Raw genomic sequence first — 8,008 nt, 5'->3', positions numbered from 1 at the left:
CGCGGCGGGTGGCGGTGAGGGGGGCAGCGTCTCGCGCCGTGGCGGGAAGGCGGCGCTGGCCGCGAGCTGACTGGGTGTCGGCGCGGCGGCCGGGGCCGGGGCGTCCAGCGGCTCTACCGGCAGGGCGTAGGTGCGCGCCAGCGCACGGTTCACCGCGCCACCGGCCGGGGCGACCGGCGCGGGTACGTGGCGCGGCGGATGCTTGCTGGTCGAGGTGGACAGGGTGGTCGCCAGGTTGGCAACGTCGGCATCGGCCACGGCCATGATTTCCACCCCCCCGCCCATGGTGGGGCGGTTGGACAGAATGAGCGCGTCGGCGCCCAGCTCCTCACGGACCTGTCTGAGCGCATCGCGCGTGGTTTTGCCGAAGAACTTTTTGACCACCATCTATAGTTAGCCTTTGCTGCCCCCGATGACCGCGATTATACGAATGGATTTATTGTCCGGTATTTCATTATGCGAGATCACACGCAACTGTGGGAGGGCTCGGCGTAAAAAACGCGCCAGCAGGGGGCGTAGCCCCGGCGGCGTAAGCAGGACCGGATTGTAGCCCTGATTCTCCATCTGCTCCGACTGCTGCGCGGCGCTGGCCAGCAGGTTCTCCGCCAGACCCGGCTCCAGCCCGCCGCCGGCCTTGGACTGGACCGCCTGCAGCAGCACGCTTTCCAGCGCCGGATCGAGCGTCATCAGCGGCAGTTCCGCCTCGCCGGGGAAGAGCTGCTGGATGATTACGCGCGATAGCGCCGTGCGTACCGCGGCGGTCAGCTCGTCGATATCCTGCGTCACGCCGACGTGGTCGGCCAGGGTCTCGAGAATGGTGCGGAAGTCGCGGATGTGGATGCCGTCGGTCAGCAGATGCTGCAGTACCTTCTGCAGCGTGGCCACCGACACCACCTTCGGCACCAGGTCCTCGATCAGCTTCGGCGACTCCTTGGCCTGGTGGCTGATCAGCGCCTGCACTTCCTCGCGCCCCAGCAGTTCGGCGGCGTGGGTGTTGAGCAGGTTGGAAAGGTGGGTCGCCACCACGGTGCTGGCGTCGACCACGGTATAGCCCAGCGTCTGCGCCTCGTCGCGCTTGCCGCCGTCGATCCATACCGCCGGCAGGCCGAAGGCCGGGTCGGTGGTGGCCAGACCCTTCAGCTCGCCGCTGACGCGCCCCGGGTTGATGGCGAGAAACTGGCCGATATAGGCCTCGCCGCTGCCGATCTCCACCCCCTTCATCAGGATGCGGTAGGCGTTCGGCTTGATCTCCAGGTTGTCGCGGATGTGCACGGCCGGCACCAGGAAGCCTAGCTCCTGAGCGATCTTCTTGCGGATGCCGCGGATGCGGCGCAACAGCTCGCCATCCTGGCTGCGGTCGACCAGCGGGATCAGACGGTAGCCGACTTCCAGCCCGAGCTGGTCGACGTGCTGCACGTCGTTCCAGCTGACTTCGGCCATCTGCTGTTCGCCCGGCGGCGGCGGCGCGGCCTTGGCCAGCGCTGCCAGCTGTTCGCTTTCGCGCTGGCGCTTTTCCATCAGCCAACCCAGTCCGCCCAACACACTGGCGATCAGCAGGAAGGCGAAGTGCGGCATGTTGGGAATCATGCCGATGAGGCCGATCACCGCGGCGGTGATGTACAGCACCGAGGGTTTGGTGAACAGCTGGCCGAGGAACTGCTCGGACATGTCCTTTTCGGTGCCGACGCGCGACACCACGATACCGGCGGCGGTGGAGATGATCAGGCCGGGAATCTGTGCCACCAGGCCGTCGCCGATGGTCAGTAGGGTGTAGCTCTCGGCCGCCTGTCCCACCGCCAGGTCGTGCTGTACCACGCCGACGATCAGGCCGCCGACGATGTTGATCAGGATGATCATGATGCCGGCCATGGCGTCGCCGCGCACGAACTTCGAGGCACCGTCCATGGCGCCGAAGAAGTTGGCTTCCTCGGCGATGGTGGCGCGGCGCTTGCGCGCGTCTTCCTCGCCGATCAGGCCGGCGTTGAGGTCGGCGTCGATCGCCATCTGCTTGCCGGGCATGGCGTCGAGCGTGAAGCGTGCGCTCACTTCGGCGATACGGCCGGCGCCCTTGGTGATGACCACGAAGTTGATGATGGTGAGAATCACGAACACCACCACGCCGATCGCGACGTTGCCGCCGACCAGGAAATGCGAGAACGATTCGATCACCTTGCCGGCGGCGTCGGGCCCGGTATGGCCCTGCAGCAGGATCACCCGGCTGGAGGCGACGTTGAGCGACAGCCGCAGCAGCGTGGTGACCAGCAGCACCGACGGGAAGGCGGAAAAATCCAGCGGCTGGCGCACGTTGATGCCGACCAGCAACACGATCACCGACACAGCGATATTGAAGGTGAAGAAGATGTCGAGAATGATCGGCGGCAACGGCAACACCATCATCGTCAGAATGAGGATGATGAGGACCGGGCCCGCCAGGCGGGTCAGGTTGAAGCGCTTCAGTTGCTCGAGAATAGTATCCATGCCCGCTTAAGGGTTAGCCGTCGGCGCCGCATCTTGCTGGCGTTTGCTTTCCGGGTCAAGATCGGCAGGGACCTCGACGTGCTCGGGGTAGACCGGGGCCAGTCCGCCGTTGTATTCGTACAGCTTGAGCTGGTAGACGTAGGCGAGAATCTGCGCCGCCGCGCCGTACAGACGGGAGGGCACCTCTTCGCCCAGCTCGGAGTGGAAATACAGCGCGCGGGCAAAGCTCGGCACGCGCATCACGGTGACACGGTGCTCGCGGCCGGTGTCGATGATCTTTTCGGCCAACTTGAGCCGGCCCTTGGCGATCACCTGCGGCGCGCGCATGCCCTCGGTGTACTTGAGGGCGACAGCGTAGTGAGTCGGGTTGGTCACGATCACGTTGGCCGAAGGAATCTCCTGCATCATGCGCCGCTGCGCGGCCTGGCGCTGCAACTGGCGGATGCGACCCTTCACCTCCGGCGAGCCTTCCTGTTCCTTGTATTCCTGCTTGACCTCTTCCTTGGTCATGCGCAGCTGCTTGTGGTAGTTCCAGATCTGGAAGGGGACATCCACCACGACCAGCAGCAACATGGCGCCGACCACCAGCAGGAAGGTATGGAAGGTCAGCTGCATCATCTTGCCCAGCGCCGTCTCCAGCGGCATGGCGATCAGCCCGATCAGCTCGGCGCGCTCGTTCCAGATCACCCAGGTGGCGACGCCGCCGATCACCACGCTCTTCAGGATGGCCTTGAGCGCCTCGGTCAGCGCGCTGAGCGAGAACATGCGCTGGATGCCGTGGGCCGGATTGAGCTTGGAGAGCTTCGGTTCGATGCCCTTGAAGGTCAGGTTCCAGCCGCCGACTAGGAGCGGGGTGGCCACCGCCACCAGCGCCAGCCCGCCGAAAATGGGCATGAGCTGCAGCAGGGTGTCGGTGAGAGACTCCTTGAAACGCAGCAGCACCGGATCGGTGTGCTGCACCATGTCGTGGTCGAAGGTGAACAGGCGGCGCATCAGTTGCAGCATGAAGTTGCCCAGACGCTCGCCCATCGCCATCAGCAGCGCCACGCCGGCCATGGTCACGGCAAACGTCGACAGCTCGCGCGAGCGCGGGATGTTACCTTCCTCGCGCGCCTGCTGCAGGCGCCGTCCGGTCGCGGCTTCTGTTCGTTCGAGGTCGGAATCTTCTGCCATGGTGGCGTTATCGCTGCGTCGTCATTTGGGGTAAGGGCGGCAGCCGCTAGCCTACCATGATTTGGGCATTTCCCTGGCATCGCACAGGGGGCGTAGAAGCCAGAATCCGGGCGCAATTTCCTGTTTTTTATGTTTTTTCCATGCGGCAGATTCTGATAAAATCGCCCGTTTTCCCGCCTGTTCATTAATTTCCGGCACTGACGACATGAAACAGTACCTCGACCTGATGCGTCACGTGCGCGAGCACGGCCACTACAAATCCGACCGTACCGGTACCGGCACCCTGTCCGTGTTCGGCTACCAGATGCGCTTCGATCTGGCCGACGGGTTTCCGCTCCTGACCACCAAGAAGTTGCACCTCAAATCTATCGTGCACGAGCTGCTGTGGTTCCTTTCCGGGGACACCAACATCCGTTATCTCAAGGAGAACGGCGTATCGATCTGGGACGAATGGGCGGACGAGAACGGCAACCTCGGTCCGGTGTACGGTTACCAGTGGCGCAGCTGGCCGGCGCCGGATGGCCGTCACGTCGACCAGATCGCCAACGTGGTCGAGATGATCAGGAAGAACCCGGACTCGCGCCGGCTGATCGTGTCGGCCTGGAACCCCGCATTGGTCGACGAGATGGCATTGCCCCCGTGCCACGCGCTGTTCCAGTTCTACGTGGCCGACGGCCGTCTGTCGTGTCAGTTGTACCAGCGTTCGGCCGACATCTTCCTCGGTGTGCCATTCAACATCGCCTCGTACGCGCTCTTGACCATGATGATGGCGCAGGTGTGCGGGCTGAAGCCAGGCGAATTCGTGCACACGCTGGGCGACGCCCACCTCTACAGCAACCACCTGGAGCAGGCCGACGAGCAACTGGCGCGCGAACCGCGCCCGCTGCCGGTGATGAAGATCAACCCGGCCGTGACCGATCTGTTCGCCTTCCGCTTCGAAGACTTCGAACTGGAAGGCTACGATCCGATGCCCCACATCAAGGCCAAGGTGGCGGTATGACGACACCCTGCATCACCCTGGTGGCGGCGATGGCGGCCAACCGCGTCATCGGCATCGACAACCGGCTGCCGTGGCATCTGCCCGAGGACCTGAAGCATTTCAAGGCGGTCACGCTGGGCAAGCCGGTGATCATGGGCCGCAAGACGTATGATTCGATCGGCCGCCCCTTGCCGGGCCGGCGCAATATCGTGGTGACGCGCCAGCACGACTGGAGTGCTGCCGGCGTGGAGGTCGCGCACAGCCTGGAGGCGGCCCTGGCGCTGGTTGCGGAGGCGGAATCCGCCTGCATCATCGGCGGCGCCGACCTGTACCGTCAGGCCTTGCCCCTGGCACACCGCCTGGAACTCACCGAAATCGCCGGGAACTATCAGGGCGACGCGCATTTTCCCGACTTTAGCAGCGGTGGCTGGCAGGAAGTACAACGCGAGGCGCAGCGCAGCGAGCAGGGGCTCGACTATGCCTTCGTGAGCTACCTGCGCGGCTGATCGCCCTGACGAACCGATAGCGCTGCCCGGCACCTCCGCCCGGCAGCGCTTTTTACTGCACTCCCTCCAGCGCCTCGGCCGAGGCGGCGGCGAGCCGGCCGTAATCGGCACCGAACTGCCGGATCATCGTCTGGAGCCGGAGCGTGTCACGCGCGATGATGGCCTTCAGTAGTTCTTCCAAAAAGGCGTAGGTGCGCTCCACCTGCGGCGAGCCAGCACGCAGGATGGCGTACAGGCAGCGCTGCGTCAGCGGCAAGAGGTCACGCAGCGTGCTTTCGATGTAGTGGTTGTCGGCAAAGCCGTACAAAGCCTGCAGGAAGGCCACCCCTTGCTGGTAGAAGCCCTGGATGTCGTTGTGCTGGCGGCTGGCTTCGAGTTGCCCCAGCAGTTCGAAGAAGCGGGCGAGGTCGTCGTTCTGCCACTGCCGTGCCATGTTGCCCACCACCGTCTCCAGCAGCAAAAACCACAGGCCGAAAAAGTCGTGCACATCCTGGGCGCTGATACTCGCCACCACCGCGCCGCGCCGCGGGTAGATGTTGACCAGGTGGCGGCGTTGCAGGATCAGCAACGCTTCGCGAACCGAGCCGCGGCTGACGTCGAGTTCGCTGGCGATGCGAAGCTCCTGGATGCGCTCCCCCGGCTGCATTACGCCGAGGATGATCTGGTTGCCCAGGTGCTGGGCAATCTGCTCGGTAAGAGAGTCGTTAGCCTTGAACCTCATGCATGTTCTCCTGAAAAGAGCGGAGTTTTCTGTCTTATTGTCGCCGGGGCGTCTGGCAGGGTTGTGCCCCCGCCTTGGCCGTCCGCCGGATTTTCGAGGACGTCAGTGTAGCGTGAGCGGAAGTGGATGTGAGGGGCGCGTGGCGTCTGCGTACGCGTGCGGAGGGGGGAGTGCCCCGTTCACTGCCCGGTGAGTTGGCGGAAGGTGCGACGCGCGAACACCAGATCCTGCCAGCTCTTGGCCTTGTCGGGCAGATTGCGCAGCAGGTAGGCCGGATGGAAGCTGACGATCAGCGGCACATCCTGGTAGCGATGTACGCGGCCACGCAGGCGCGCGATGCTGTCGTTGCTGTCGAGCAGGGTCTGCGCGGCGAAGCGTCCCAGCGCCAGGATCAGGGTCGGGCGGATGTGCGCAATCTGCTGACGCAGGTAATCCTGGCAGGCTACGATCTCATCGGCCGAAGGGTTGCGGTTGCCGGGAGGGCGGCACTTGAGCACGTTGGCGATGTAGACATCGTGGTTGCTGTCGAGACCGATGGCGGCCAGCATGTTGTCGAGCAGTTGGCCGGCGCGGCCGACGAATGGCTTGCCCTGTTTGTCCTCTTGTTCACCCGGCGCTTCCCCGATGATCAGCCAGCGCGCCTGCGGGTTGCCGCGCCCGAACACTGTCTGGGTGCGCGTCTCGCACAGCCGGCAGTGATTGCAGCAGGCGACGGTCTGCTCCAGTTCGCTCCAGCTCAGCACGGGCTTGGCCGACACGGGGAGGGTGGGGGCCGCCTGTTCGGCGAGTACCGCCGGGACCGGAGCGGCAGGGGCGGGTGCCGAGGTGCCCGCCTGGACGGCAGGGGGCGCCGGGATGGCGGCGGTGACAGGAGCGGGGGCCGCTTCCGCCGTTGCCGCTTCGATCGGGGCGTCGGCCAAGGGCACGGCCGGCGGCGATACGCGCCGAGCCGGGTGGTCGTCAAAGCGCGCGTCGCGCGCGCGCCAGAGCGGGCCGAGGCCGATGACCTCACCGATCAGCTGGCGGCGGCTCATAGCCCAATCTCCATCAACACGGCATGCTCGCGCCCGGATGCGGTGGGGTAGTAGTGCTTGCGAAGGCCTGTCTCGACGAAGCCGCTCTTGGCATAGAGTGCACGGGCGGGTTGGTTGCTTTCCCTGACTTCCAGAAAGAGCCTCGAGCACCCTTGCCGGCGCAGTCGCTGCAGCAGCTCGCCCAGCAAGGCCTGTCCCAGCCCCTGCCCCTGTCGTTCGGGGGCGATCACGATGGTCAGCAGTTCCGCCTCGTCCAGCACCGTCATGCTGACCGCGTGTCCGCACACTTCGCCATCGATCTCCAGCAGCAGGAAGGCGTGGCCGGCCGCCAGGGAGTCGTGGAACTGCCGCTCGCTCCAGCCATGGGGAGTGGCCGCCGCTTCCAGGGAGACCAGTTTTGCCAGGTCGGGCGCAGTGGCCGGGCGGAAGGCGATCATCGCTGGCGTGCCTGCTGCTCGCGCGAGGTCAGCGCCACCTTGTTGCGCACGTAGAGCAGATCGGCTTCGCGCGCCGGGAGGCGGGGGTAGCGCCCGCTTTGCGCCAGCCGCAGGTAACTGGCGGCGTGGGGGCGGATGTCGTTGTGAGTGGCGCCAAGCTGTGAGCCCCAAGTACCACTTGCCAGCATGGGGTAGGCGGCAAAGCCGTCGCCGGCACCCACCCAGCCTTCGCCATCCAGCTGCAGTTCGTTGCCGGCCTGCTCCGGGTTGAGCAGCAGGATAGGGGAAAGGCGGCGAGGCGCGGCTAGGTCGTAACTCGCCAGGTAGACTTGCTGCATGCGGGCGTCGTTACAGGCGACAACCCGCGTCGCGCCGGCCTGTTCCGCCACGCTGTCGAGGGTGGGGATGGGAATGACGGGTAGGCCGGCGGCAAACGCCAGGCCCTGGGCCAGACCGCAGCCGATGCGCAGCCCGGTGAACGAGCCCGGGCCCTGCCCGTACACGACGCCGTCGAGTTGCTGAAGTGTCAGCCCGGCATCGCGCAGCAGGCTCTGCACGTGGGGCAGCGCCTGCTCGGCGTGTTTCTGGCCGACGCGCTCATGAAACACGACGGTGTTGTCATCGTTTAAGACGGCAAGCGACAGGAAGTCCGTCGAGGTATCGATGGCAAGCAGTTTCAT

The 8,008-nt window shown here is 65.2% G+C and carries 8 protein-coding genes and 1 pseudogene; 2 read left to right on the top strand and 7 right to left on the bottom strand.

Annotated elements, in window-relative coordinates:
* The 3 genes and pseudogenes from AC3WG5_RS15275 to flhB all read right to left on the bottom strand — a co-directional run.
* Positions 1 to 387 (bottom strand): annotated as a pseudogene (locus AC3WG5_RS15275) (flagellar biosynthesis protein FlhF); the annotation flags it as partial.
* 6 nt (positions 388 to 393) lie between these two features.
* The gene (gene flhA, locus AC3WG5_RS15270; protein WP_492569368.1) at positions 394 to 2,478 is read right to left on the bottom strand and encodes a flagellar biosynthesis protein FlhA; all 2,085 of its coding nucleotides are present in this window, start codon (positions 2,476 to 2,478) and stop codon (positions 394 to 396) included.
* Positions 2,479 to 2,484: 6 nt separating this feature from the next.
* Complete coding sequence (flhB, locus tag AC3WG5_RS15265; RefSeq protein ID WP_482584233.1) at positions 2,485 to 3,651, bottom strand: flagellar biosynthesis protein FlhB; 1,167 nt, start codon at positions 3,649 to 3,651, stop codon at positions 2,485 to 2,487.
* Positions 3,652 to 3,856: 205 nt separating this feature from the next.
* Here flhB and AC3WG5_RS15260 point away from each other — a divergent pair, with 205 nt between their 5' ends.
* Together AC3WG5_RS15260 and AC3WG5_RS15255 are read left to right on the top strand one after the other, a co-directional pair.
* On the top strand, positions 3,857 to 4,651 hold the full coding sequence (locus AC3WG5_RS15260) for a thymidylate synthase (RefSeq protein ID WP_492569366.1): 795 nt from the start codon (positions 3,857 to 3,859) through the stop codon (positions 4,649 to 4,651).
* On the top strand, positions 4,648 to 5,136 hold the full coding sequence (locus AC3WG5_RS15255; protein WP_014088179.1) for a dihydrofolate reductase: 489 nt from the start codon (positions 4,648 to 4,650) through the stop codon (positions 5,134 to 5,136). The genes AC3WG5_RS15260 and AC3WG5_RS15255 overlap by 4 nt, the downstream gene beginning before the upstream one ends.
* Before the next feature lie 52 nt (positions 5,137 to 5,188).
* Here AC3WG5_RS15255 and AC3WG5_RS15250 read toward each other — a convergent pair whose 3' ends face one another.
* The 4 genes from AC3WG5_RS15250 to tsaB form a co-directional block, all read right to left on the bottom strand.
* Positions 5,189 to 5,857: a GntR family transcriptional regulator gene (locus AC3WG5_RS15250; protein ID WP_294865398.1), complete on the bottom strand. Its 669-nt coding sequence runs from the start codon at positions 5,855 to 5,857 to the stop codon at positions 5,189 to 5,191.
* A 179-nt stretch (positions 5,858 to 6,036) separates the two neighbouring features.
* Positions 6,037 to 6,891: a uracil-DNA glycosylase gene (locus AC3WG5_RS15245; protein ID WP_492569363.1), complete on the bottom strand. Its 855-nt coding sequence runs from the start codon at positions 6,889 to 6,891 to the stop codon at positions 6,037 to 6,039.
* Complete coding sequence (gene rimI / locus AC3WG5_RS15240) at positions 6,888 to 7,328, bottom strand: ribosomal protein S18-alanine N-acetyltransferase (protein ID WP_492569361.1); 441 nt, start codon at positions 7,326 to 7,328, stop codon at positions 6,888 to 6,890. The genes AC3WG5_RS15245 and rimI overlap by 4 nt, the downstream gene beginning before the upstream one ends.
* On the bottom strand, positions 7,325 to 8,008 hold the full coding sequence (gene tsaB, locus AC3WG5_RS15235; protein ID WP_492569359.1) for a tRNA (adenosine(37)-N6)-threonylcarbamoyltransferase complex dimerization subunit type 1 TsaB: 684 nt from the start codon (positions 8,006 to 8,008) through the stop codon (positions 7,325 to 7,327). Before tsaB ends, rimI begins: the two co-directional genes overlap by 4 nt.

It is taken from the genome of Pseudogulbenkiania sp. FW507-F1, assembly GCF_058781125.1.
This window is presented reverse-complemented; position numbering and strand designations above follow the sequence as displayed.

Bases quoted from the DNA above. Each gene is read 5' to 3' on its own strand.
- AC3WG5_RS15260 (WP_492569366.1), top strand. From the start codon at position 3,857: ATGAAACAGTACCTCGACCTGATGCGTCACGTGCGCGAGCACGGCCAC.
- flhB (WP_482584233.1), bottom strand. From the start codon at position 3,651: ATGGCAGAAGATTCCGACCTCGAACGAACAGAAGCCGCGACCGGACGG.
- AC3WG5_RS15245 (WP_492569363.1), bottom strand. From the start codon at position 6,891: ATGAGCCGCCGCCAGCTGATCGGTGAGGTCATCGGCCTCGGCCCGCTC.
- tsaB (WP_492569359.1), bottom strand. From the start codon at position 8,008: ATGAAACTGCTTGCCATCGATACCTCGACGGACTTCCTGTCGCTTGCC.
- AC3WG5_RS15250 (WP_294865398.1), bottom strand. From the start codon at position 5,857: ATGAGGTTCAAGGCTAACGACTCTCTTACCGAGCAGATTGCCCAGCAC.
- flhA (WP_492569368.1), bottom strand. From the start codon at position 2,478: ATGGATACTATTCTCGAGCAACTGAAGCGCTTCAACCTGACCCGCCTG.
- rimI (WP_492569361.1), bottom strand. From the start codon at position 7,328: ATGATCGCCTTCCGCCCGGCCACTGCGCCCGACCTGGCAAAACTGGTC.
- AC3WG5_RS15255 (WP_014088179.1), top strand. From the start codon at position 4,648: ATGACGACACCCTGCATCACCCTGGTGGCGGCGATGGCGGCCAACCGC.